At 62.9% G+C, this 24,414-nt stretch carries 23 protein-coding genes; 16 read left to right on the top strand and 7 right to left on the bottom strand.

What is annotated here, in order from left to right:
- Positions 1–15 precede the first annotated feature (15 nt).
- The 3 genes from RPE78_RS08570 to RPE78_RS08560 all read left to right on the top strand — a co-directional run bounded on the left by RPE78_RS08570 (position 16) and on the right by RPE78_RS08560 (position 2,716).
- Complete coding sequence (locus RPE78_RS08570) at positions 16–1,182, top strand: GNAT family N-acetyltransferase (RefSeq protein WP_406720299.1); 1,167 nt, start codon at positions 16–18, stop codon at positions 1,180–1,182.
- Positions 1,183–1,267: 85 nt separating this feature from the next.
- Positions 1,268–2,224 carry a mechanosensitive ion channel family protein gene (locus RPE78_RS08565; RefSeq protein ID WP_406720298.1) on the top strand — a complete coding sequence of 319 codons (957 nt, stop codon included), beginning with the start codon at positions 1,268–1,270 and terminating at the stop codon, positions 2,222–2,224.
- Positions 2,225–2,302: 78 nt separating this feature from the next.
- Positions 2,303–2,716, top strand: coding sequence for a 4a-hydroxytetrahydrobiopterin dehydratase (locus tag RPE78_RS08560; protein ID WP_339109083.1), 414 nt, complete (start codon positions 2,303–2,305; stop codon positions 2,714–2,716).
- 90 nt (positions 2,717–2,806) lie between these two features.
- Here RPE78_RS08560 and RPE78_RS08555 read toward each other — a convergent pair whose 3' ends face one another.
- From RPE78_RS08555 to RPE78_RS08545, 3 genes are all read right to left on the bottom strand, one after another.
- Positions 2,807–3,172, bottom strand: a complete 366-nt coding sequence (locus RPE78_RS08555; RefSeq protein ID WP_406720297.1) for a YigZ family protein — start codon at positions 3,170–3,172, stop codon at positions 2,807–2,809.
- Complete coding sequence (locus RPE78_RS08550; protein WP_406720296.1) at positions 3,165–4,109, bottom strand: aldo/keto reductase; 945 nt, start codon at positions 4,107–4,109, stop codon at positions 3,165–3,167. Before RPE78_RS08550 ends, RPE78_RS08555 begins: the two co-directional genes overlap by 8 nt.
- 87 nt (positions 4,110–4,196) lie before the next feature.
- A complete protein-coding gene (locus RPE78_RS08545) occupies positions 4,197–4,685 on the bottom strand; it encodes a peroxiredoxin (RefSeq protein WP_339109081.1) in 489 nt (162 codons plus the stop codon).
- A 78-nt stretch (positions 4,686–4,763) separates the two neighbouring features.
- Here RPE78_RS08545 and RPE78_RS08540 point away from each other — a divergent pair, with 78 nt between their 5' ends.
- From RPE78_RS08540 to RPE78_RS08520, 5 genes are all read left to right on the top strand, one after another.
- Complete coding sequence (locus tag RPE78_RS08540) at positions 4,764–5,963, top strand: NAD(P)/FAD-dependent oxidoreductase (RefSeq protein WP_406720295.1); 1,200 nt, start codon at positions 4,764–4,766, stop codon at positions 5,961–5,963.
- A gap of 3 nt (positions 5,964–5,966) precedes the next feature.
- Positions 5,967–6,536, top strand: a complete 570-nt coding sequence (rsmD, locus tag RPE78_RS08535) for a 16S rRNA (guanine(966)-N(2))-methyltransferase RsmD (RefSeq protein WP_406720294.1) — start codon at positions 5,967–5,969, stop codon at positions 6,534–6,536.
- Positions 6,536–7,189 (top strand): HAD family hydrolase, encoded by a 654-nt coding sequence (locus RPE78_RS08530; protein WP_406721639.1) that lies wholly within the window; start codon positions 6,536–6,538, stop codon positions 7,187–7,189. Before rsmD ends, RPE78_RS08530 begins: the two co-directional genes overlap by 1 nt.
- A 222-nt stretch (positions 7,190–7,411) precedes the next feature.
- A complete protein-coding gene (locus tag RPE78_RS08525; protein ID WP_339109077.1) occupies positions 7,412–8,317 on the top strand; it encodes a LysR family transcriptional regulator in 906 nt (301 codons plus the stop codon).
- 48 nt (positions 8,318–8,365) lie between these two features.
- Positions 8,366–8,563, top strand: a complete 198-nt coding sequence (locus tag RPE78_RS08520; RefSeq protein WP_406720293.1) for a hypothetical protein — start codon at positions 8,366–8,368, stop codon at positions 8,561–8,563.
- Between the two features lie 54 nt (positions 8,564–8,617).
- Here the strand turns inward: RPE78_RS08520 and RPE78_RS08515 are convergent, their stop codons facing one another.
- The 3 genes from RPE78_RS08515 to RPE78_RS08505 are packed head-to-tail and all read right to left on the bottom strand — an operon-like array spanning position 8,618 to position 11,003.
- Positions 8,618–9,571, bottom strand: coding sequence for an OmpA family protein (locus tag RPE78_RS08515; RefSeq protein ID WP_406720292.1), 954 nt, complete (start codon positions 9,569–9,571; stop codon positions 8,618–8,620).
- A complete protein-coding gene (locus tag RPE78_RS08510) occupies positions 9,568–10,278 on the bottom strand; it encodes a GNAT family N-acetyltransferase (protein ID WP_406720291.1) in 711 nt (236 codons plus the stop codon). The genes RPE78_RS08515 and RPE78_RS08510 overlap by 4 nt, the downstream gene beginning before the upstream one ends.
- Complete coding sequence (locus tag RPE78_RS08505; protein ID WP_406720290.1) at positions 10,275–11,003, bottom strand: competence/damage-inducible protein A; 729 nt, start codon at positions 11,001–11,003, stop codon at positions 10,275–10,277. The genes RPE78_RS08510 and RPE78_RS08505 overlap by 4 nt, the downstream gene beginning before the upstream one ends.
- Positions 11,004–11,121: 118 nt before the next feature.
- On the opposite strand from RPE78_RS08505, the gene map reads away from it, so the two are divergent.
- Positions 11,122–11,934, top strand: coding sequence for a type I methionyl aminopeptidase (gene map, locus RPE78_RS08500; protein WP_406720289.1), 813 nt, complete (start codon positions 11,122–11,124; stop codon positions 11,932–11,934).
- Positions 11,935–12,031: 97 nt separating this feature from the next.
- Here the strand turns inward: map and dnaE are convergent, their stop codons facing one another.
- Positions 12,032–15,544 (bottom strand): DNA polymerase III subunit alpha, encoded by a 3,513-nt coding sequence (gene dnaE / locus RPE78_RS08495; RefSeq protein WP_406720288.1) that lies wholly within the window; start codon positions 15,542–15,544, stop codon positions 12,032–12,034.
- Positions 15,545–15,845: 301 nt separating this feature from the next.
- Between dnaE and xdhA the strand changes: the two genes are divergently transcribed.
- The 7 genes from xdhA to RPE78_RS08460 are packed head-to-tail and all read left to right on the top strand — an operon-like array spanning position 15,846 to position 24,383.
- Positions 15,846–17,246 (top strand): xanthine dehydrogenase small subunit, encoded by a 1,401-nt coding sequence (gene xdhA, locus RPE78_RS08490; RefSeq protein ID WP_406720287.1) that lies wholly within the window; start codon positions 15,846–15,848, stop codon positions 17,244–17,246.
- Positions 17,243–19,531, top strand: a complete 2,289-nt coding sequence (gene xdhB, locus RPE78_RS08485) for a xanthine dehydrogenase molybdopterin binding subunit (RefSeq protein ID WP_406720286.1) — start codon at positions 17,243–17,245, stop codon at positions 19,529–19,531. Before xdhA ends, xdhB begins: the two co-directional genes overlap by 4 nt.
- A complete protein-coding gene (gene xdhC, locus RPE78_RS08480) occupies positions 19,528–20,457 on the top strand; it encodes a xanthine dehydrogenase accessory protein XdhC (RefSeq protein ID WP_406720285.1) in 930 nt (309 codons plus the stop codon). The genes xdhB and xdhC overlap by 4 nt, the downstream gene beginning before the upstream one ends.
- Complete coding sequence (locus RPE78_RS08475) at positions 20,454–21,995, top strand: ABC transporter ATP-binding protein (RefSeq protein WP_406720284.1); 1,542 nt, start codon at positions 20,454–20,456, stop codon at positions 21,993–21,995. The genes xdhC and RPE78_RS08475 overlap by 4 nt, the downstream gene beginning before the upstream one ends.
- Positions 21,992–23,068: an ABC transporter permease gene (locus RPE78_RS08470; RefSeq protein WP_406720283.1), complete on the top strand. Its 1,077-nt coding sequence runs from the start codon at positions 21,992–21,994 to the stop codon at positions 23,066–23,068. Before RPE78_RS08475 ends, RPE78_RS08470 begins: the two co-directional genes overlap by 4 nt.
- The gene (locus RPE78_RS08465) at positions 23,065–23,457 is read left to right on the top strand and encodes a hypothetical protein (RefSeq protein ID WP_406720282.1); all 393 of its coding nucleotides are present in this window, start codon (positions 23,065–23,067) and stop codon (positions 23,455–23,457) included. The genes RPE78_RS08470 and RPE78_RS08465 overlap by 4 nt, the downstream gene beginning before the upstream one ends.
- Positions 23,454–24,383, top strand: coding sequence for an ABC transporter permease (locus RPE78_RS08460; protein WP_406720281.1), 930 nt, complete (start codon positions 23,454–23,456; stop codon positions 24,381–24,383). Before RPE78_RS08465 ends, RPE78_RS08460 begins: the two co-directional genes overlap by 4 nt.
- Positions 24,384–24,414 lie beyond the last annotated feature (31 nt).

Here is a 24,414-nt window from a genome sequence, read left to right as displayed (position 1 = left end):
CGACAGGAGCCTGCGATGACCGATCAGATTGAACTGGAACTGGCCGAGGGCGTCTCGGCCATCGACCCCGCTTTGTGGGATAGCTGCGCCTGCCCTGAAACCCGCGATGGCGGGCGCGCTTATGACCCTTTCACCACGCATCGCTTCCTTTCGGCGCTTGAGGCCTCGGGGTCGGTCGGGCGCGGCACCGGCTGGGACCCGCGCCCCATTGTGGCCCGCGCGGGCGGATCGGTTCTGGGCGTGGCGCCGCTTTACGTCAAATCCCATAGTCAGGGCGAATATGTCTTTGACCACGGCTGGGCGGATGCTTTTGAGCGCGCGGGCGGGCAGTATTACCCCAAGCTGCAATGCGCGGTGCCCTTCACGCCCTGCACGGGCAGGCGGCTGTTAACCGCACCAGATCACGCCGAGACAGGCCGCGCCACCCTTCTGGCGGGCATGGCGCAGGTGGCGGAAAATAACGGGCTGTCCTCGGTTCATATGACCTTCTGCCTTGAAGATGAGGCCGATCTGGCCGAGGGCGCGGGCTATCTGCACCGCCACGGCCAGCAATTCCATTTCTACAATCAGGGCTATGCCGATTTCGACGCTTTCCTTGCGCAGCTGTCCTCGCGCAAACGCAAGGCGCTGAAAAAGGAACGCACCCGCGCTCAGGGCTTTGGCGGCGAGATCCGGCAGCTGACAGGCGATGACATCCGCCCGGAGCATTGGGACGCCTTCTGGACCTTCTATCAGGACACAGGCGCGCGCAAATGGGGCAGCCCCTATCTGACGCGGGCCTTTTTCGACGCGCTGCACGAGATGCGCGAGGATGTGCTTCTGGTGCTGGCGCTGCGCGAAGGCCGCCCCATTGCGGGCGCGCTTAATCTGATCGGGCGCGATTGTCTCTATGGCCGCTATTGGGGATGTATCGAGGATCACCCCTATCTGCATTTCGAGCTATGCTACCATCAGGCGGTGGATTACGCGCTGGCCCACGGGCTGGCGCGCGTGGAAGCGGGCGCGCAGGGCGAACACAAACTGGCGCGCGGATATCTGCCCCATATCACCCATTCGGCGCATTGGATCACCCACCCGGGTTTGCGCCACGCAATTTCGGACTATCTGGAGGCTGAACGCGCGGCAATCGACGAGGATGTCGAGGTCATGACCGAGATGGGGCCCTTCCGGAGCAAGGGTTGAAGTCTGCTTGGCCTGCCTCTATCCGCCGCGCAGAAGGCCTGCATAAACCAATGCCGCGCACAGATAGATAAAGGACCGAAGACGCATGGACGAGCTGAACCTGCAAAACCTGACAGATGTAAGCCAATGGATCACCCCCGAACGGGTCGATGCCGTGGTTCTGGCCACGCTCAATGTGCTCACCGCGCTGGTGATCCTGATCATCGCCCTGTTCATTTCGGGCTGGGCGAAGGGACGTATCTCGCGGCTTGCGGCGCGGCATCGCCGCCTTGATGACACGCTTTTCGGCTTTCTGGGCAATATCGCGAAATATCTGATCCTCGCGATCGGCTTCATCTTCATTCTCAACCGCTTCGGCATCCAGACCACCTCGCTGGCCGCTCTGATCGGTGCCGCCGGTCTGGCCATCGGTCTGGCGCTTCAGGGCACGCTGTCCTCGCTGGCCTCGGGGGTGATGATCATCATGTTCCGCCCCTTCCGCGTGGGCGATTACATCGCAGCGGGCAGCGAATCCGGCACCGTGACCGAGATCTCGCTGTTCTATGTCATCCTGAAAACCTATGACGGCATCCAGATCGTGGTCCCGAACTCGGATATCTGGTCGTCTTCGATCACCAATTATTCGGCCAATACCACCCGCATGATGGATCTCACCATCGGCATTTCCTATGACAGCGACATCAAACTGGCCAAGGAGATCCTGCAGAAGATCGTCGACGAAGACCCGCGCGTGCTGAAAGACCCCGCCCCGACCATCGGGGTGAAAGAGCTGGGCGACAGTTCGATCAACCTGCTGTTCCGCGCGTGGTGCAATACCGATGTCTACTGGAAATTCCGCTGGGAGCTGTTCGAATTTGTCAAAAAGGAATTTGACGCGAATGGCATCGGCATTCCCTTCCCCACCCGCGAGATCGTGTTCGATAACAAACTGGAGATGGTCAAACTGAAAGACCAAAACCCCCAAAAGCGGCTTTCCTCCGGTTTGGACAACGGGACGGAAACCGGTGTCGGGGCGGTGACGCAGGAAGACAAATTGAAGTAAGCCGCAAATCGGCTACACTGGCGCGACACAACAGGCGGGCGGGAATTTCCTGCCCGCTTTCCAAAGGGATCACCGGATATGGCAAGCAAGCTGAACCAAGACGAACGCGCCTCTCTTCTGCCGGTTCTACAGGAGAATGGCTGGCGGACGGCCAAGCAATCGGACGCCATTCGCAAGGTCTGGAAATTCGAGAATTTCGAGCAGGCTTGGGGCTTCATGGCGCAGGCGGCGCTGCTGGCCGAGAAGATGGACCACCACCCCGACTGGCGCAATGTCTATAACGTGGTGGATGTCGAGCTTTCGACCCATTCCTGCAAGGGTCTCAGCATTCTGGATTACGAACTGGCCCGCGCGCTGGATGCCATTCCGCATAAGGGCAAGGTGCTGTTCCAGTCCCCCCTGCCCGAGCGCGAACCCGGTCAGGACGAGGTTGATGAACCCGACCCCCGCCCCGATCTGGGCACCGATCTGAGCGAGGATTTTCTGGACTAGGCAATAGGCTCGAAAACGCGCGGCAGATAGCCGGCGGGGTCGCCTCTGCCGGAACATGCGCATGTTCCGACCCCTCGGTCGGCGGGGCGATCACGCCCCCCGCAGGTCCTCGATATAGATCCGCACGGCGTCTTGCACATGGCGGAAACGGTCGCCGCCCAAGTGTTTGCCGCCATACCAGCGGGTGACCACGATCAGATGGTTCTCCAGCCCCTCGCGTTCCAGCATCCGCAGGATCACCATGCCCGCGCCCGACTCGCCATCATCGTTTTTCACCGGCGCCTCGGGCGTCAGAAGACCCCATGTGTTATGCGTGGCCTTGGCGAATTTCTTGGTACGGCAGAGGTCCTTGATCAGCGCCTTGGCCTCGTCTTCCGAGGCGCAGGGCGCGCCGGAGACCGCATATTTCGAGCCGCGGTCGCTGATGATATTGTCGATGGTGGTCAGCTTAGTCATCCGAGGCCGCCTCCAGCTTGGCCATCGCCTCGTCATTCAGCTGCAGGTCGATCGCGCCCAGAAGGGTCTCTAGCTGCGCCATAGTCGAGGCCGAGACGATCGGCGCCGACACGCCCTCCCGCGCCATCGCCCAAGCGGTGGCCACCTGTGCCATAGGCGCACCCATGCCATCCGCCACCTCCGACAGCGCATCCAGAATGCGCAGACCCCGCGCATCCAGATATTTCGCCGCATGGCGGGCACGGGGAATGCCGTTGAAATCGTCCGGCTTGCGGTATTTGCCAGACAGAAACCCTGCCGCCAGCGTGAAAAAGGTCACGGCCCCGAGGCCCTGCGCCTTCACCAGCGGCAGCAGGTCCTGTTCAAATCCGCTGCGCGCCGAAAGGCTGTATTCGGGCTGGACCACCTTGATCCCCGTCACATTCATCTGCCGCGCCAGAGACAGCGCCGAGGCCAGACGGTCGGGTGCGAAATTCGACGCGCCCATCGCGCGGATCTTGCCCTGAACGCGCAGCATCTCGAACGTTTCCAGAACCTCTTCCTGCGGCACATCCCCATCATCGGCATGGGCAAAATAGAGGTCGATATAATCGGTGCGCAGACGGGTCAGCGACTCGTCAATCGCGGCCAGAATATTCTCGCGCCGCAGCCCCTTGCGCCATGACAGCTTGCCCACCTTGGTATAGATCACCACATCGTCGCGCCGCTTGCGGGCGGCCAGCCAGTCGCCGATCATCGCCTCGGACTCGCCGCCCTGCATACCCTCGCCCCAATAGGAATAGCTGTCGGCGGTATCAATCGAGGTCACCCCCGCCTCCACCAACCGGTCCAGCATGGCAAAAGAGGTCGCGCGATCTGCCGTCCAGCCCAGAACATTGCCGCCAAAGACGAAGGGAGAAACAGTCAGGCCCGATTGGCCAAGCGGTTTATGCAACATTGTGATCACCCTCTAGGCGCGGCACGAAAAATGGCCCCGAAGGGCCATTGGTGACGGGATTTCCCGCCCTTTTCAAGATGGGGCAATTCAGATCGCCTCGAGCATGCTCTCGCCGCCCGAGATATCGCAGGTGCCTGCGTTCTCTTCCTTGTGCAGAACTTTCACCACGCCATCCACGACATACATCGCATAGCGCAGCGAGCGGTCCTTGAAACCGATGGCGGGGGCCGAGAAGTTCATCCCGATGGCGCTGGTGAAGGCGCTTTCCGCATCGGCCAGCATGGTGATGCCCGCAGCCCCCGCGCCGGTCGATTTCGACCATGCATCCACCACGAAGGGGTCGTTGACGGTGATGCAGATCACCTCGTCCACGCCCTTCTCGGCAAATTTCTCGCGGGTACGCATGAAGCTCGGGACATGGGCGGTGGTGCAGGTGCCGGTAAAGGCGCCCGGCAGACCGAAGATCACCACTTTGCGGCCTTTCATCTTGTCACCAAGGCTTACGGTTGTCGGGCCTTCGCCGCCAAGCGCCAAAAGGGTTGCCCCGGGAAGCACGTCGCCTTCACTGATCGTCATGTCGCTCTCCTGTCGCGTTGCACATGTTTGCCGGTAAGTTATAGGGTTCGGCAGCAAGAGCACCAGAGGGAAAGAGAAATGTCAGGTATCGTGATCATCGGGGCTGGACAGGCCGCAGCCTCTCTGGCGGCCAAGCTGCGGACCGAGGGCTATGAGGGCGCGGTGACGATTATCGGCGAGGAGCCTGTGGCGCCCTATCAGCGCCCGCCCCTGTCAAAGGCCTATCTGCTGGGCGAGATGCCGCTGGAGCGCCTGACCCTGAGGTCGCCGGAATTCTGGGCCGAGCAGAACATCACCCTGAAGCTGGGCACGCGGGTTGATCGCATCGACCCTGCCGCGAAACGGGTGCGTATGGCGGGCGAGGTGCTGGGCTATGACCAGCTGGCGCTCTGCACAGGGGCCGACCCGAAACGCCTCGCCCCTGCCTTGGGCGGCGATCTGGGCAATCTTTTCACCATCCGCAATCTGGCCGATATCGACGCGCTAGAGCCGCAGATGGTGGCGGGCAAGCGTCTGGTGGTGATCGGCGGCGGCTATATTGGCCTCGAGACAGCGGCAGTGGCGCGCAAGCTGGGGCTGGAGGTTACTCTGGTGCAGGCCTCCGAGCGGATCCTGCGCCGCGTGGCCTGCCGCGAGACGGCAGATGCGGTGCGCGCGCTGCATCAGTCCGAAGGGGTGACGATCCTTGAAGGCACCAGCCTGCGGGAACTGCGCGGGGATGGCATGGTGGACAGTGTCGAGCTGGTGGATGGCACGGTTCTACCCGCCGATCTGGTGGTGGTCGGCATCGGTGTCACCCCTGCCACGCGACTGGCCGAAGAGGCAGGGCTGGTTCTGGGCGATGGTATCGTGACCGACAGTCAGGGCCGCACCTCGGACCCGCATATCTGGTCGGCAGGCGATTGCGCCGAGATCAACCTGAACGGCGCGCGGATGCGGCTGGAATCGGTGGGCAATGCCATTGATATGGGCGAGCTGGTGGCCTGCAACATGCTGGGCGCGGGCAAGGACTATCAGCCCAAGCCGTGGTTCTGGTCGGATATGTTTGCCTCCAAGCTGCAGATCGCGGGCTGGAATGGCGGCTATACCCGAGTGATCGCGAAGAACGTGGATGGCCAGAGCTTCTGGTATTTCCGCGACGATCAGCTGATTGCGGTGGATGCGCTGGATGCGCCAAGGGCCTATATGGTGGGCAAGCGCCTGATCGAGGCGGGGTCGGATGTGACCCCCGCCGAGGTCGAGGCGGCGGTAGATTTGAAGTCTTTGATGCGGCGGTAAAAGATGCGGATTATTGGTGGCGAGAAGCGCGGGCTAAAGCTGACGGATGTGGGCGAAGGCGATGCCAAGGGGCATCTGCGCCCCACAACGGACCGCGTGCGCGAGTCGATTTTCAACCTGCTGGTCAATGGCACGCATGGCAATCCGATCCCCGAGGCGCGGGTGCTGGACCTGTTTGCGGGCACGGGGGCCTTGGGGCTTGAGGCGCTGTCGCGCGGGGCCAAACGTGTGGCCTTTGTGGATGAGGGCACGCCTGCGCGGATATTGCTGCGCAAGAATATCGAGCTGATGCGGGCGATGGGGGTCACCGACCTCTGGCGGCGCGATGCGACCCGCATGGGGCCCTGCCGTGGCGAGGGCTACGACCTGATCTTTCTTGATCCGCCCTATGGCATGGGACTGGGCGAGAAGGCGATTGCGTCGTGTCTGGAAAACGGCTGGATCGCGCCGGGGGCGATGGTGGTCTGGGAAGAGAATGTGGCGCCTGTGGTGCCTGCGCCGCTGGAGCAGATCGACCAGCGCAAATATGGCGATACGGTCGTAACTTTGGCCCTGATGCCGGAGGCGGAATGATGGTGAAAGCGGTTATCTTCGATTGCGACGGGGTCTTGGTGGATAGCGAGCCGATGACCTTCGATCTGCTGCAAGAGGAGTTCACGGCGCATGGCTTGGAACTGACCCTGCATGAGATGGAGCGCATATTTATCGGTGGCACCATCGAGGGCTGTGCCGCGCGCGCCCGCGAGATGGGAGCCTCCCTGCCCGCCGATTGGGGGGATCATTATTATGCGGTGCTCTGCGAGAGGCTGCGCGCGGGCACGCCTTTGATGGCGGGGGTGCCGGAGCTGCTGGATCGGCTGGATGCCGAGGGCATTTCCTATGCGGTGGGGTCCAATGGTCGGCATGTGAAGATGGCCGCCACATTGGGGCAGCATCCCGAGATACGGGCCAAGCTGGAGGGGCGGTTGTTCTCCGGACAGGAGGATGTGGCGCATCCAAAGCCCGCGCCGGACCTCTATCTGCATTGCGCCGAAGCGCTGGGGGTTGCGCCTGCGGAGTGCGTCGTGATCGAGGACAGTCCAGCGGGAGCACGCGCGGCGGCTGCAGCGGACATGCGCTGTCTGGGCTATGCGCCGCAGGGCGATCATCCGGCCTTGGCGGCCACGGGGGCCGAGCTGTTTACCGATATGGCACAGGTCCCTGCCCTGCTTGGGCTGGACGGATAGACCTCTGCCTCCAGGCCCGATTTGACCGGCGCCATTGAGGCCCCGGCCAAATCGGTCGGCGCATGGCGCCTCCGGCCCCGCCCAACCGGCGCAGACCGAAGGGATCGTTTCCGTGGTCGGAACCATTTTAGCGATTCCCCCGTATTGTCCATTCGCAGCCCCATTTCAGCCCAAATTCAAACCGATCTTTTGCAGGACGAAATGACTGAAGGGTTGCTGCAAATGGACCGTCTGACAGAAATGGAAGCCTTTGCCACGGTGGTGGACCAAGGTGGCTTTACCGATGCCGCCAAGAAGATGGGGATTTCCAAATCTGCCGTGTCCAAACATGTATCCGCCTTGGAGACCCGTCTGGGCGCACGGCTTCTCAACCGCACCACGCGCCGCGTCTCGCCCACCGAGATCGGCATGGCCTATTACGACCGCGCGCGACGGGTTCTGAATGATGCGGGCGAAGCCGATGCTCTGGTGACCTCGATGCAGACTGCGCCTTCGGGCACGCTGCGGATTTCAGTCGCCACCGATTTCGGTGTGCATCTGCTCTCGCCGGTGCTGGGCAATTTTCTGAGTGCCTATCCGGATATCACCGTAAATATGGTGCTGAACAACCGCTATGTCGAACTGATCTCGGAGGGGTTCGATATGGCCATCCGGCTGGGCGAGATGGAAGACAGCAGCCTGCGGGCGCGCAAGCTGACGGAAACCGGGCAGAAAATCATCGCCGCCCCCGGTTATTTCCAGAAATACGGCCGCCCGTTGAAGATCGACGATCTCAACAATCACAAACTTCTGCATTATTCCAACCAGTCCACCGGAAATGTCTGGAAGATCACCGCCCCTTCGGGCGAGCGCCGTCAGGTGCGTTCGGCGGGCTGGCTGACCGTGAATGACGGGCAGTCATTGCTGCAAGCGGCCATCAGCGGTCTGGGCATCGCCTATCTTCCCTCCTTCCTATGTGCCGACGCCTTGAAAAAAGGGCTGGTCGAAGAGGCGCTCCCCGATCTGCCGGATGACCCGCTGGGGATCTATGCGATCTACCCTCCGGGTCGCTATACGCAGCCCAAAGTGCGGGCATTCATGGATTTTCTGGTCGACACCTTTCAGGATCGCGGCCCCGACAACTGGTAAGCGCCAGAGCATCTGACACAGCAGATCCACCTCGGGCTGGACGCGGAGGTGGGTTTTGCGCATGCCGTGGAGGTGCTCCGGCACACCATCCGCTGCATCGTTTTCCAACCGGACATGCCTGCCGCCCTGCCCCGCCACCTGTCGCGCGGCCTGACAAGGGCGCGGATCAGGCGGCTGTCGATCCGTCGGGGGGCCTCGACGTGGTTCTGCGCCTCGGTCGGGCAGAACGCGTTCGTCAGGATGTAGAGCTCCGGATCAATCAGATCCGGACTCGACGGACCATATCCATAGGTCCGGAACCTAGTCGAGATGGGTCGAGGTCAGCACGACCTCCACCCGACGGTTGGCGCGCCGTCCCTCTTCCGTCAGGTTGGTGGTGATCGGTGCCAGCCAGCCTGCGCCTTGGGCGTCGATCCGTTCGGGGGCGATACCGTAATCACTGATCAGACGCGCCCGAACGGCTGCGGCACGGCGTTTGGACAGGTCGATATTGCCCTCCAGCGCGCCTTCCATATCGGTATGCCCCACCAGAGCGATTGTCGCATCGGGTGCGGAGGCCAGATAATCGGCCAGCGCCGCAAGACTGTCATAGCTGCCCGGCTTCAGCTTGTCCGAGCCGCTATCGAAATCGAGCCCGCCCAGAATGCCGTGCCCCTCGGTTTGCAACAACGTTCCGATAGGACGCTTTTCGGCGCCGGTGCTGGCCCCAGTGGTGATCTGCAACGGGTTATCGGGGCGGGCGGCATCCACAATGCCCGCGCTTAGCGTGGTCAGGTTCACAAAACCGGAATTGGAGGAACGGCTCACCGTCAATGCCAGATATTCCGGCCCCTTACGGGCGGCCAGATACAGGAAATCACCCAGATCGATATGCATACCCGGCTCGGGCAGGAGATCCAGCTGATACCGGAAATCGAACCCGCCGCAGGCATCCGTGGCACAATCATACAGCACCGTGTAGCCCGCATCCTCGATCTGCGCCCGTAGCGGAGCCAGAATTTGCAAGGTGGTCTGCTGATTGCCACGCAGACGCCATGCCGTATCGATCCGCGTGCCCTCGAGCGCGCGGGAAGGCGCGCGCGACTTGACCGTCCACGGGCCGGTCAGCAGGCTGTAGTCGGTGGCGGGATTACTGTCAGAGGCGCTGATCGAGGCATCCTCGGGCAGATCGAGCTGGATCGGTTCGGCCCATGCCTGTCCTGCGCAAAGACCAAAGACGGCAAGAAGGGCACAAGCAGGACGAAGGCAGATCATAAAACTTCCCGACGGTAATGGTAACGACATAGAGGCTGCATCCCGAGCCGGTTGTAAAGCGCGAGAGCTGCGGAATTTTCCGTCCGCACCACCAGAGACAGCCGCTCGGCACCATTCTGCGCAGCCCAGAACGCGGCCTCGGCCATGATATTGCGTGCCACCCCCTGACGACGGAACGCGGGCGAGACAACCAGCGCATGCAGCATGGCCTCGGTCTGCGCGCAGGCCACAAAGGCCGCTCCGGCGGGACGGTCGCAGGCACGCCCCAAAACCACGCAGGACGGCCCCTTGGCCCGCGCCATCACCGCCTGACGGGCGGCATCGATCCCGTCCTGTGCGAAGAGCTCGCGCATGATCGCAAGCGGCGGCCAATGCGCGAACGCCGTCAGATCGGCGGCCTCCTGCGGCAGGTCTTCCAGCCGCGCCCCCAAAATGACCACCTCATCATAGGCTTCCATGCCACGCGCCGCCAAAGCCGCATCCAGCGGCTCCTGCCCGTCGCGGACCTGAAAGATCGCAGGCTGCGACAGGGCATGATGCCCTGCGATCGCCGCATCGATATCGGCCTCGTCCAGCGGCAGGGTCAAGCTGGCCGAACCGACCCGATTGCCCGCGCCGCGCCCCTCGCGCAGGGTAAACCCACCCACGTCGCGATAAGAGGCGGCAGGCCATGTCGCATCGACCAGATCATAGAGACGCGGGCTCATTCGCCCTCCGGAAACGCGGTCTTCAATGCGGCGAATGCCGCCTCGAGCCGCGCCTCATCCTGCCCGCGCACCACAAGGTTCACGCCGTAATTCCCATCGCTCACAAAGGGGTAGGACCCGAAGGACAGATCCTCATAGGTCTGGGCCAGATCGCGCAGCGGCTCGGCAATCTCGGATTCGGGGCGCGGCACCCGCAGGCTGCGCGACAGAACCGGCGCACCGCCCGTAAGCGTCGGCAGCACGCTTGCCACCATCGCCTGAAACACATTGGGCACGCCCGCCATCACATGCACATTGCCGATGGTAAAGCCGGGCGCGACAGAGACGGGGTTGTCGATCAGCGTCGCCCCTTCGGGGATGCGCGCCATCCGCATCCGCGCGGGCGTGAACTCGGCCCCGCGTGCGGCATAATGCGCCGCCAGCAGCGCCTTGGCATCCTCGCGCACATCCACCTTCGCGCCAAAGGCCGCCCCCACCGCATCGGCGGTGATGTCATCATGGGTCGGCCCGATCCCGCCCGAGGTAAACAGCGTGTCATAGGCCCCTGACAGCGCATGGATCGCGCTGACGATCTGGTCCTGATCATCCGCAACAATCCGCACCTCCTTCAGGTCGATCCCCGCCTTGGTCAGCTCGCCCGCAAGATAATAGGCATTGCCCTCGCGGGTGCGCCCCGACAGGATTTCGTCACCAATGATCAGGATCGCGGCAGTAGGATTGGACATGGGTTTATCTCCTTTGCACATAGGTATAGGCCGGGTTGCGAGGGGCGGAAAGCCCAAGCCCTAGTCATTGCCCGCTTTTGTGATTAACTAGGGGGTAAGCGAATGAAGGAGAAAGCCGGTGGATGAAGCCCAAGGCCGCGTGACGAAAGACGGGATCCGCATCTATAATACCGAAGAGGACTTCGACGGCATCCGAGCCGCCTGTGCCGTGACCTCGCAGATCCTCGACGAGGTGGCAGACCATGTCCGCCCCGGCATCACCACGATGGATCTGGAAACCTTCATCCGCAAACGGGTCGAAGAGCTTGGCACCACCTCGGCCACCATCGGCTATCGCGGCTACCAGCATGCCTCCTGCATCTCGGTCAACCATGTGGTCTGCCACGGCATTCCGGGCGAAAAGGTGATCAAGGATGGCGACATCCTGAACATCGACATCACCGTCATCAAGGATGGCTGGTTCGGCGACAGCTCGCGCATGTATGTGGCGGGCAATCTGACCCGCAAGGCCGAGCGCCTGATCCAGGTCACCTATGACGCGCTGATGATCGGCATCGATCAGGTCAAACCCGGCAATACCTTCGGCGATATCGGCCATGCGATCCAGAAATATGTCGAAGGCAACCGCATGAGCGTCGTGCGCGACTTCTGCGGCCACGGTGTGGGCCGCGTCTTCCACGCCCCGCCAAATGTGCTGCACTACGGCCGCGCGGGCTCGGGGGCTGTGCTGGAAGAAGGCATGATCTTCACCATCGAGCCGATGGTCAATCTGGGCCGCCCCGACACCAAAGTGCTGGCCGATGACTGGACCGCCGTCACCCGCGACAAATCGCTCTCGGCGCAATTCGAACATTGCGTGGGCGTCACGGCAGATGGCTGCGAGATCTTCACCCTCAGCGCCAAGAACCGCTTCCACCCGACATGGGGCTAAACGGGTGGATAACGCGCCCGGAAGGCCGCGCGCGGCCTGACCGATTTTGACGGGGTCTCGATGGCCCCGTTAAAATCGGCCCCGCCTTATTTATGGCTCAGATTTCTTCCACCATCGACACCCCACGCAAGGACCGGATCGCCCCTTTGATCTGCGGGTTCACCGGAAAATCGCGCCCCGTCGCCAATTCATAGCGACAGTTCTTCTCGGCATCGAACACCGTGAAACTGATCGGCCCGCGCGAGCGCACCTTGCCCTCTTCCTCCAGCCGCCCCAAGAGCGACGCAATCGACGGCACGGCCTCCGGTGTTTCCACGTGAATCATCAGCCCCGTACCACCGGCATCGGCAACCATCGCATCTACAGGGCTGGCCGAACCGGCAACCATACGCACCGACTCGCCATCCACCTCGACCTTGACGTTCAGCACCAGAAGCCGCCCCGTTTCCAGAACCGCGCGCGACGCCTCCAGCGCCTCGGACCAGAAGGCCACCTCATAGGGCCCCGAGGCATCCGACAGCGCGACAAAGGCAAAGCGGTTGCCCTTGGCCGATTTCTTCTCGCGCACGGAGGCCACCTCGCCCGCGATCTTCGCCGCAAAGGGGCCGTTAAGCGCCTTGGCGTGGATCTCGTCCAGCGTCATCACCTTCTTGCGCTTGAGCGCGGGCATATAATCTTCCAGCGGATGGCCCGAGAGATAGAAGCCGATGGCCTTATGCTCCTCGGACAGTTTCTCGCCCGGCAACCAGTCATCGGTATCGGCCATGCGCGGCGGCGGCAGATCATCGCCCGCATCGCCAAACAAGGACACCTGCGCCGAATTCTTCGCCTCGATCACAGCCCCCGACCATGCCACCAGACTGTCAAGCGACTGGAACACCCGCTTGCGGTTCGGGTCCAGCTGGTCAAAGGCCCCCGCCCGCGCCAGCATCTCCAAGGGCCGCTTACCGACCCGCTTCAGATCGACACGGCGGGCGAAATCAAAGAGATCACGGAAGGGCTTATCCTTCCCGTCCACCTGACGCGCCCTGACGATCATCTCCATCGCCTCGACACCCACATTCTTCAGCGCGCCCAAAGCATAGACCAGCTTCTGGTCCACCACATCAAAGGTCGCCAAAGAGCGGTTCACACAGGGCGGCACGATCTCGGCGCCCAAGCCCTTCTTGACCTCCTGCGCATAGATCGCAAGCTTCTCGGTCAGATGGATATCGCAATTCATCACCCCGCCCATGAACTCGACAGGATGGTTGGCCTTCAGCCAAGCGGTGTAATAGCTGACCACCGCATAGGCGGCGGCGTGGGATTTGTTGAAGCCGTAATTGGCGAATTTCTCCAGAAGGTCGAACACCTCCGAGGCTTTCTTCTTATCGACCCCGTTCTTCGCCGCCCCCGATTCAAATTTGGGGCGCTCGGCATCCATCGCCTCCTTGATCTTCTTACCCATCGCGCGGCGCAGAAGGTCGGCCCCGCCCAGCGTATAGCCCGCCATCTCCTGCGCGATCTGCATCACCTGTTCCTGATAAACGATGATGCCTTGGGTCTCGGCCAGAATATGGTCGATGGTCTTATGCACGGATTCCAGAGGCTTGCGCCCGTGTTTCACATCGCAATAGGTCGGGATATTCTCCATCGGACCCGGGCGATACAAAGCCACCAGCGCCACGATATCCTCGATACAGGTGGGCTTCATCTGGCGCAGCGCCGATTTCATCCCCTCGGATTCCACCTGAAACACCGCAACCGTATGCGCGCTGGAGTAAAGATCATAGGTCTTCTGATCATCCAGCGGGATAAGGTTGATCTGGTTCTCGCCCCCCGCCGCCGGTTCATAAAGCTGGTTACCATGCGCATCCACATGGAGCGGCCTGCCGGATTTGAAGATCAGGTTCATCGCCGATTGCACGACGGTCAGTGTCTTCAGACCCAGAAAGTCGAATTTCACCAGACCCGCGCTTTCAACCCATTTCATATTGAACTGGGTCGCCGGCATGTCGGATCGCGGATCCTGATAGAGCGGCACCAGATGGTCCAGCGGACGGTCGCCAATCACCACCCCTGCCGCGTGAGTCGAGGCATTGCGCAGCAATCCTTCCACCTGCTGGGCATATTTCAACAGCCGTGCCACGACCTCTTCGTTCTTTGCCGCCTCGCGCAGACGCGGCTCATCGGCCAGCGCCTTCTCGATCGACACGGGCTTCACCCCCTCGACGGGGATCATCTTGGAAAGCCGGTCCACCTGCCCGAAGGACATCTGCAACACCCGCCCCACATCGCGCACGGCGGCCTTGGACAGAAGCGCACCGAAGGTGATGATCTGGCCCACCTTCTCGCGCCCGTATTTCTGCTGCACATATTTGATCACCTCTTCGCGGCGATCCATGCAGAAGTCGATATCGAAGTCCGGCATCGAGACCCGCTCGGGGTTCAGGAAGCGTTCGAACAGCAGCGAATAGCGCAAGGGATCAAGGTCGGTGATGGTCAGCGCATAGGCCACAAGCGAACCTGCCCCCGACCCCCGCCCCGGCCCCACCGGAATATCATGCGCCTTCGCCCATTTGATAAAGTCGGCCACAATCAGGAAGTAGCCCGGAAATCCCATCTGTTCGATGATCCCAAGCTCGAATTTCAGCCGCGCCTCATAGTCCTCGACAGGCGCCGCCGCCTCGATCACCTCAAGCCGGTTGCGCAGGCCCTCCCACGCCTGACGGCGCAATTCCTCGACCTCGTCATCGGCGAATTTGGGCAGGATCGGGTCAATCTTCGAGGCCCCATAAGCACAGCGCCGCGCGATCTCGACGGTATTCTCCAAAGCCTCCGGCAGATCGGAAAACAGCGCCACCATCTCGGCTTCGGATTTGAAATAATGCTGGGGCGTCAAACGGCGGCGCGGCTCGATCTGGTCGACATAGGCCCCCTCCGCAATGCAGATCAGCGCATCATGCGCCTCATACATCTCGGCCTTGGGAAAATAGACATCATTGGTGGCCACCAGCGGCAGACCCATCTCATAGGCCATTTCGACAAAGCCGCGCTCGGTCAGACGTTCGGCTTCGGTATTGCGCCCATCCTCGCCCGGATGACGCTGCAATTCGACATAGAGACGGTCGGGATAAATCGCGGCCAGACGCTCCATCAGCGCCCGCGCCCGATCCGGCTGGCCATTCTGCAAGAACTTGCCCACAGGCCCCTGCGCCCCGCCGCTCAGACAGATGATCCCCTCGGAATGCGCCGCAAGCTGCTCGGTGGTGACCTGCACCAGATCGCCATTCTTGCCCACATAGAGGCAGGTCGACAGCTCCATCAGGTTCTCGTAACCCGTCTCGTTCTGGGCCAGAAGCACCACTGGCGCCGGCAGCCGGATCTTTTCACCCGGTCGCGCCGGATCATAGGCCACAGACACCTGACAGCCCAGAATAGGCTGCAATCCCGCCCCCTTCGAATTGACCGAAAACTCTAAAGCGGAAAACATCGCATTGGTGTCGGTGACGGCAACGGCGGGCATATTGGCCGCGTCACACATCTTGATCAGCTTCTTGACGGGCACAGCCCCCTCAAGCAGCGAATATTCGGTATGGACGCGCAGGTGAATGAATCGAGGCTCTGTCATACCCGCCAATCTACGCGCGCAAACCACCCGCGAAAAGCCTGATCGCACGAACAGCCTGTCAAATTTCCTCCCGCCACATCACAAGCTCCGCTTTTTCCGATTGACCGCTTTTCATACAGGTCGCACAATTTACAGGCACGTTACCCGCCGCCCCGCCGCCAGATTCCGGTTCAGCCTTGCATCATCTCCACCCGATACGCTTTTCTGGGCTTGGGGTTCTGCCAGACAGAACCGCGCCTCCGTTCTACGCCACATCGGGCGGGGTCGCACTTCACAGCTGTACCGTGGCGAAAGTCTTCTCATGGAAATTACGTTTCTTCTCAACGGAGAAACCCGCCGCGTTGCCCTAAGCGACCCGACGCAATCGGTCCTCGACTGGCTGCGCGCCGAAGGCCTCACCGGAACAAAAGAAGGCTGCAACGAAGGCGATTGCGGCGCCTGTACGGTCATCCTCACCGATGCCGCAGGCTCCAGACCGCTCAACGCCTGTATCCTGATGATGCCGCAGCTTCATGGCCGCGCCCTGCGCACGGTCGAAGGCATCAGCGGCCCAAAAGGCCAGTGCCACCCCGTGCAGGACAGCATGATCACCCATCACGGCAGCCAATGCGGCTTTTGCACCCCAGGCATCATCGCCTCGCTGGCCTGCGCCCACCAGAACGACCAGACCGACCACGACGACCTCCTCGCAGGGAACCTCTGCCGCTGCACGGGCTACGCCCCGATCATCCGCGCAGCCAAAGCCGCCAGCCACAGCCCGAAACCCGACTGGATGGACAGCCCCCTCCAGCTGCCGGAAATATCCTCGGAGGGTGAATGGTCCGCAGGACCAGAGGGAGGCAGACAGCCTCCCTTCCTCCCCCGCGCCACCAAAGATCTGGCCGATTGGTATCTTGCACACCCGCAGGCCACGCTGATCGGCGGCGCCACCGATGTCGGGCTCTGGGTCACCAAGAAACTGCAAGACCTGCCCCTCGTGGCCTTCCTCGGCCAATGCGAAGACCTCGCGCAGATCAAGGAAACCGACACCCATCTCACCGTGGGTGCGGCCACCACAATCGCCGCCCTGCGCCGCGCGGTCACACCGCATCTGCCCAGTTTCGCCGAGCTCCTGCGCCGCTTCGCCTCCGAACAGGTGCGTCAGGCGGCCACCTTGGGCGGCAATATCGCCAATGGCTCGCCCATCGGCGACACGCCCCCCGCTCTCATCGCTCTTGGCACCACACTCACCCTGCGCCAAGGCGACAGCCGCCGCGAGATGCCGCTTGAGGACTTCTTCCTCGATTACGGCAAACAGGACCGCCGCGCGGGCGAATTCGTCGAAAGCCTCACCTTCCCGAAATCCGCCCTGCAGTTCCGCGCCTATAAGCTGTCGAAACGCTTCGATCAGGATATCTCCGCCGTCTGCGCCGCCTTCAACCTGACCCTTGACGGGACCACCATCACGTCAGCCCGCGTGGCTTTCGGCGGCATGGCAGGCACCCCCAAACGCGCCAGCGGCTTCGAGGCGCTCTTGACCGGCAAGCCCCTGTCGGATGAGACCTTCCGCGCGGCGCTCCCCGCGCTTGGCCTCGACTTCCAGCCGCTGTCCGATATGCGCGCCTCAGCGCATTACCGCCTGAAAGCCGCCGAAGGCCTCGCCCTGCGCTATCTGGCCGATCTCACGGGCCAGCACAGCTCTATTCTGGAGGTCCAGCCATGAGCGTCGCCAAACCGCTGCCCCATGACTCCGCCCGCCTGCATGTAACCGGACAGGCACGCTATCTCGATGACCTGCCCGAACCCAAAGGCTGCCTGCATCTGGCCTTCGGCCTTTCAACCGAGGCCAGCGCCGAGATCACCGAGATCGACCTCACCGAAGTCCTCGCCAGCGAGGGCGTGATCACGGTCCTCACCGCCGCCGATATTCCGGGCGAGAATGACGCCTCCACCAACCGCGGCTGGCACGAGCCTCTGCTGGCCGAGGGTGAGGTGCATTATATCGGCCAGCCCGTCTTCATCGTGGTCGCCACCTCGCACCGGCTGGCGCGTATCGCCGCCCGCCGTGCCCGCATCACCTATGCACCCCGTGCCCCGATCCTGACCATCGACCAAGCCATCGCCCGTGAAAGCTGGTATGAGGGCGGGCCGATCATCTGGGAAAACACCGACCCGACCGAGGCCTTGGCACAGGCGGCTTTCACCGCCCATGGAAGTATCGAGATCGGCGGTCAGGAGCATTTCTACCTTGAAGGCCAAGCCGCCATGGCCGAGCCGCAGGATCAGGGGATGATCCTGCGCGTCTCGAGCCAGCACCCGACCGAGGTGCAGCATAAGGTGGCCGAGGCCCTAGGCCTGCATATGCATGACGTACGCATAGAGATGCGGCGCATGGGCGGCGGGTTCGGCGGCAAGGAAAGCCAAAGCAACCAGCCCGCCATCGCCTGCGCCGTGGCCGCCCATGTTACGGGGCGCGCCTGCAAGATGCGCTATGACCGCGATGACGATATGACCATCACCGGCAAGCGCCATGACTTCCGCGTGGACTACCAGATCGGAGCGGATGCCGATGGCCGCATTACCGGCGCGATCTTGCGCCAGTTCGCCCGCTGTGGTTGGTCGATGGATCTGTCGCTGCCGGTCTGCGACCGCGCCATGCTGCATGCCGATGCCGCCTATCACATCCCCGCGCTGCGCGTCGAAAGCCTGCGTCTGCGCACCAATACCCAATCGAACACGGCCTATCGCGGCTTTGGCGGCCCGCAGGGCATTCTGGGCACCGAAGCCGCCATCGAGCATCTAGCGCAGGTGATGGGCCTTGACCCGCTGGACTTACGGCGGCGCAATTACTACCCCGAGATGGGCCAAGACCCCGCCCCCACCCATTACGGCCAGCCCGTTGAGGATAGCATCCTGCAGGCGCTGACCGACAGTCTGACCACCCGCGCCGATTTCACCACGCGCCAGAAAGCAGTGGCCGAATGGAACGCCGCCAATCCGGTGCTGAAAAAGGGCATCGCGCTGGCGCCCGTGAAATTCGGGATTTCTTTCACGCTCAGCCATCTCAATCAGGCGGGTGCTTTGGTGCATGTCTATCAGGACGGCACAGTGCGACTGAACCATGGCGGCACCGAGATGGGTCAGGGTCTGCATATCAAGGTCTGTCAGGTGGCGGCCAAGGTCTTCGGCCTGCCGCTCAGCCAGATCCGCATTTCGGCCACCGATACCGATAAGGTGCCCAATACTTCGGCCACGGCGGCAAGCTCGGGGGCCGATCTGAACGGCATGGCGGTGAAAGCGGCCTGTGACACGATCCGCGACCGGATTGCGGGCTTTCTGGCCCAGCGCGAAGGCTGCCCGCCAGATGCGGTGCGTTTCGAGGACGGCTTTATCACCGCAGGCACCTATCGCGGCACCTTTGCCGAAGTGATCACCGCCGCCTATGAGGCGCGGATCAGCCTGTCCTCGACGGGCTATTACGCCACCCCCGAAATCTCCTGGGACCGGACAACAGGCACGGGCCACCCCTTCTATTACTTTGCCTATGGCGTCTCGATTGCCGAGGTGGTGATCGACCGCCATACCGGCGAGAACCGCATCCTGCGTGCCGATATCCTGCATGATGCAGGGGCCTCGCTGAACCCCGCGATTGACCAAGGTCAGGTCGAGGGCGGTTTCGTGCAAGGCGCGGGCTGGCTGACGACCGAGGAACTGGTCTGGGATGACAAAGGCGCTTTGCGCACCCATGCGCCCTCGACCTATAAGATCCCCGCCTGCTCGGATAGGCCACGGATTTTCAACGTGGATCTCTGGGACCAGCCCAACCGGAAGGAAACGATCTACCGTTCCAAAGCTGTGGGCGAGCCACCCTTCGTCCATGGCAATGCGGTGTTCTTCGCGCTGCAAAATGCGGTGGCAGCCTGTGGTCCGGACTGGCCTGCCTTGCGCGCGCCTGCCACCCCCGAGGCCATTTTAGAGGCCATCGCACGGGCCGAGGGCACGGCATGAGCTTTGACCCCGCCCGCCTGCGTCACTTAGCCCCCTTCACCCGCGTCCTTGTGGCAGGCGTCAAGGGATCCACCCCGCGCGAGACAGGCGCCGAGATGCTGGTCTTTGCAGACCACATCCAAGGCACCATTGGCGGCGGCGCGCTGGAATATAGCGCCATCCAAGAGGCCCGCGCAGGCCGGACGGGCCGCCAGACCATCCCGCTTGGGCCTGCTATGAACCAATGCTGCGGCGGTGCGGTTACCTTGGCATATGAGGCGATCACGCCGCAGGATATGGCGCGTGAGTTCGGGGCGCTTCATGCCCGCCCCTTGGACGGGCCTGCCGAGATGCCGCTGTCGGTCCATCGCGCGCTGGCGCGTTACCGCGACCGTGGGCAGCTGCCACAGCTTCTGATTGACGGCTGGCTGCTGGAACCCGTGGCGCCTCCGGCCTTGCCGCTGTGGATCTGGGGCGCGGGCCATGTGGGGCGTGCGATTGCCACGACCCTTGCGCCCTTCCCCGACTACGCGATCCGTCTGGCCGATACCGATGCGGAGCGCTTTCCCGAGGTGCTGCCGCAGGGTGTCACGCCGCTGATCGCCGCAAACCCCGCCGATCTGGTGCCCCTCGCGCCGCCCCATGCGCATCACTATGTGCTGACCTATTCCCATGCGCTGGATCTGGAGTTGTGCCACCGCCTGCTGACCCACGGGTTCGGCCATCTGGGGCTGATTGGCTCTGACACCAAATGGGCGCGGTTTCGTAACCGCCTGCGGGATTTGGGCCACAGCCCAGAGAAAATCGGGCAAATACAATGCCCCATCGGGGACCCGAGCCTTGGCAAACATCCGCAGGCCATTGCGATAGGGGTGGCCGCCGGAGTATTGAGACAAAAGACGACCATCCGGTCAAAACCCGACAGTCAGGACGCAAGAGAAGCATGAGCGATCCCCTATTGAAACTTGAGGGCCTGACCAAGGCCTATCCGGGCGTGATCGCCAATAGCGATGTCGGCTTCGAGATCGGTCAGGGCGAGATCCATGCGCTTCTGGGCGAGAATGGCGCGGGCAAATCGACGCTGGTCAAGATGATCTACGGGCTGGTGAAGCCTGACGCGGGCCGGATGACCTTCCGCGGGCAGGCCTATGCGCCCCCCGAGCCTCGCGCCGCGCGGGCGAGCGGCGTGGCGATGGTGTTCCAGCATTTCTCGCTGTTCGATGCGCTGAATGTGGCGGAAAACGTGGCTTTGGGGATGGAGAACCCGCCCCCCATGCGCCAGCTCGCCCGCCGTATCCGCGAGATTTCCACCCAATACGGGTTGCCCCTGGACCCTGCCCGCCTTGTCGCCGATCTTTCGGCAGGGGAACGCCAGCGCGTGGAGATCGTGCGCTGTCTGCTGCAGGACCCCAAGCTTCTGATCATGGACGAGCCGACCTCGGTGCTGACCCCGCAGGAGGTCGAGATCCTGTTCCGTACCCTGCGCCAACTGGCTGCCGAGGGCACGGCGATCCTGTATATCAGCCACAAGCTGGAGGAGATCCGCTCGCTTTGTGACCGTGCGACCATCCTGCGCGGCGGCAAAGTGGTGGGTGATGCGATCCCGCGCGAGAAATCCGCCCGCGAGCTGGCCGAGATGATGGTGGGCGCCGAGCTGAAGGTGACCGACCGCGAGGGCCGGACGCTGGGCGATGTGGTGCTTGAGGTGCAGGGCCTCAGCCTGCCGCCACAGTCGCAATTCGGGGTGTCGCTGAAGGATGTGGCCCTGCGGCTGCGCGCGGGCGAGGTTCTGGGCATCGGCGGTGTGGCGGGCAACGGGCAGGAGGAACTGCTGGCGACCTTAGCGGGCGAGCGCCCCTCGGCTGCGGGCAGCGTGGTGCTGGCGGGGCGCGATGTCTCGGGGCTTGGTCCCAACGAGCGCCGCGCCTATGGCCTCTTGACCGCCCCCGAGGAACGGCTAGGCCATGCCGCCGTCCCCGCCATGAGCCTGACCGAAAACACCCTGCTGACCGGCACCATCCGCCGGCCCTTGGCCAAGGGGGGCATGGTCGACATGGCCGCCGCCCGCGCCTTTGCCGAAGAGATCATCACCGCGTTTGATGTGCGCACTCCGGGGCCGCATGTGGCCGCGCGTGCGCTCTCTGGCGGCAACCTGCAGAAATTCGTGGTCGGGCGCGAGGTGCTGCAAGAGCCTGTCGTTCTGGTGGTCAACCAGCCCACTTGGGGGGTGGATGCGCTGGCAGCGGCCTCGATCCGGCAGGCGCTGCTGGATGTGGCGGCCAAGGGCGGCGCGGTCATCGTGATTTCTCAGGATCTGGACGAGTTGATGGAAGTTTCCGACCATTTTGCCGCGCTGAACGCGGGCTCTCTGTCGCCGCCGCGCCCGACCAAAGGGCTGAGCATCGAGGAAATCGGCCTGATGCTGGGCGGCGCGCATGGAATGGGTGATGCCGCGCCAGATAGGGTAGCGGAGGCAGACGCATGATCACTCTGGTGCGCCGCCCGACGCCTTCGCGCCACTGGGCGTGGTCCACGCCGCTCCTTGCGGTCCTTGCCACCATTCTGGCGGGAGGGCTGCTCTTTGCCCTGCTGGGCAAGGACCCGTTTGATGCCATCAAGGCGATCTTCTGGGACCCGATCCTTGGCCAGAACGCTTTTTACTACCGAAGCCAGCTTCTGGTGAAAGCCGCCCCCCTGATCCTGATCGCCGCAGGGCTCGCCGTGGGCTTCCGCGCCGGTATCTGGAATATCGGGGCCGAGGGGCAGTATATCATCGGCGCCATCGCGGGCGCTTGGCTGGCGCTGCATATCTATCCTGCCGAGGCCGCGTGGCTGTTTCCCGCGATGATCGTGCTGGGCGCGCTTGGCGGGCTGGTCTGGGGGCTGATCCCCGCACTGCTGAAGGTCTGGTTTGGCGTCAACGAGATCCTCGTGTCGCTGATGCTGGTCTATGTGGCGGAGAACCTGCTGGCCTATATGGCGTTCGGCCCGCTGAAAAACCCCGAAGGGTTTGGCATGCCCGGATCGCGGAACCTCCAGCAATACCCTTCGGCCTTCAATGGCGAGCTGATCGCGGGCACGGGGGCGCATTGGGGCGTGGTGGCCGCGCTGATTGCAGTGATCTTCACCTATATCCTGATGCACCGCCATATCGCGGGCTTTCGTATCCGCGTGGCGGGCGAGGCCCCGCGGGCGGCGCGTTTTGCGGGCGTCGTGCCGGCACGGCTGGTGATCTTCTGCCTATGCCTGTCGGGCGCGTTTGCAGGTATGGCGGGGCTGTTCGAGGTGGCTGGCCCCTCGGGACGGATCAGCGACAGCTTCAACGCGGGCTATGGCTTCACTGCCATCATCGTGGCCTTTCTGGGCCGCCTGCATCCGGTGGGCATCCTTCTGGCGGGACTGTTGATGGCGCTGACCTATATCGGCGGCGATGTCGCACAGCAGATGCTGCAACTGCCACCCTCGGCCATTCAGGTCTTTCAGGGGATGCTGCTGTTTTTCCTGCTGGGGTTCGACGTGCTGACGAATTACCGTATCACCTTCGGGAGGCGCCCATGAGCCGCCGCCTGCCTTCGCTCCACCGGCCCATTCTGGCCCTGATGGGGTTTCTGGCTGGCTTGGGCGGCTATTACGTGCTGATCTGGACCACCACCGCCATCCTCTACGTGCCGCTGGCAATCGGGCTTCTGGCGATGTGGGAACTGACGCGGCGGATCTCGGAATTCGCCCGCCGCAGGGTTCTGCCCAAGGACTGGGCCGATGACGAGATCCCCCCCGAAGACGATACGATCCATGCCAGACGTGCGGTGCGGTCCCTGCGCAAGTCGCGCCCCGATATGGTCGTTTTCGCGTTGGCCTGTGTGATCGGTCTCGGGCTGGCCTATCTGTTCTGGGGGCCACTTCCCGGCCTCGAGCCCCCCCGCACAAGCTATGGAGTCGTCAAATGATCGGCGGTATCGATATTGTCACTCTGATCGCCATGCTGATGACCGCCTCGACGCCGGTCCTGCTGGCGGCCACGGGCGAGTTGGTGGTGGAACGCTCGGGCGTGCTGAACCTCGGGGTCGAAGGCATGATGATCATGGGGGCCATCGGCGGTTTTGCCGCTGCGGTGGCCACGGGAAATCCGGTGGCGGGGTTTGCGGCGGCGGCGTTATCGGGCGTGGTGATGGCGCTGCTTTTCGGGCTGCTGACGCAGATCTTCCTGTCAAACCAGGTGGCAACGGGTCTGGCGCTGACGCTCTTCGGGCTGGGGCTCTCGGCGCTTTTGGGCAAATCCTTCGAAGGCGTGCGCCCGCCCGCGACCGGCAAGATCGACTTCGGGCCGCTGAGCGATCTGCCGGTGCTGGGCCGCATCCTGTTTTCACATGACTGGGTGGTCTATCTGTCGCTGGCCCTTTGCGCCGCCACTTGGGCCTTTCTGAAATTCACCCGCGCGGGGCTGATCCTGAAAGCCGTAGGCGAAAACCATGACGCCGCCCATGCGCTTGGCTACCGCGTTATCGCGATGCGCTTTGCCGCGCTGGCCTTTGGCGGCGCGCTGGCGGGGATCGGGGGCGCCTATCTCAGCCTCGTGCGGGTGCCGCAATGGACCGAAGGCATGACCGCAGGCGCGGGCTGGATCGCACTGGCCATCGTGGTCTTTGCCTCATGGCGCCCCGAACGCGCGTTGATCGGATCTTATCTTTTCGGGGGCATTACGGCGCTACAACTCCAGCTACAGGCGGCAGGCTATTCCATTCCGGTACATCTGCTGTCGATGGCCCCCTATCTCGTCACGATCGTGGCGCTCGTCCTTTTGTCGATGACCCACCGGCATGGCGCACAGGCCGGACCGGGAAGTCTCGGAAAATCCTTCCATGCCTCTCGTTGAGGGGCTAGTCTCGGGGTGCATAAAGATGCCC

It is taken from the genome of Thioclava litoralis (genome assembly GCF_045278885.1).
GTDB classification, from domain to species: Bacteria; Pseudomonadota; Alphaproteobacteria; order Rhodobacterales; family Rhodobacteraceae; genus Thioclava; species Thioclava litoralis.
This window is presented reverse-complemented; position numbering and strand designations above follow the sequence as displayed.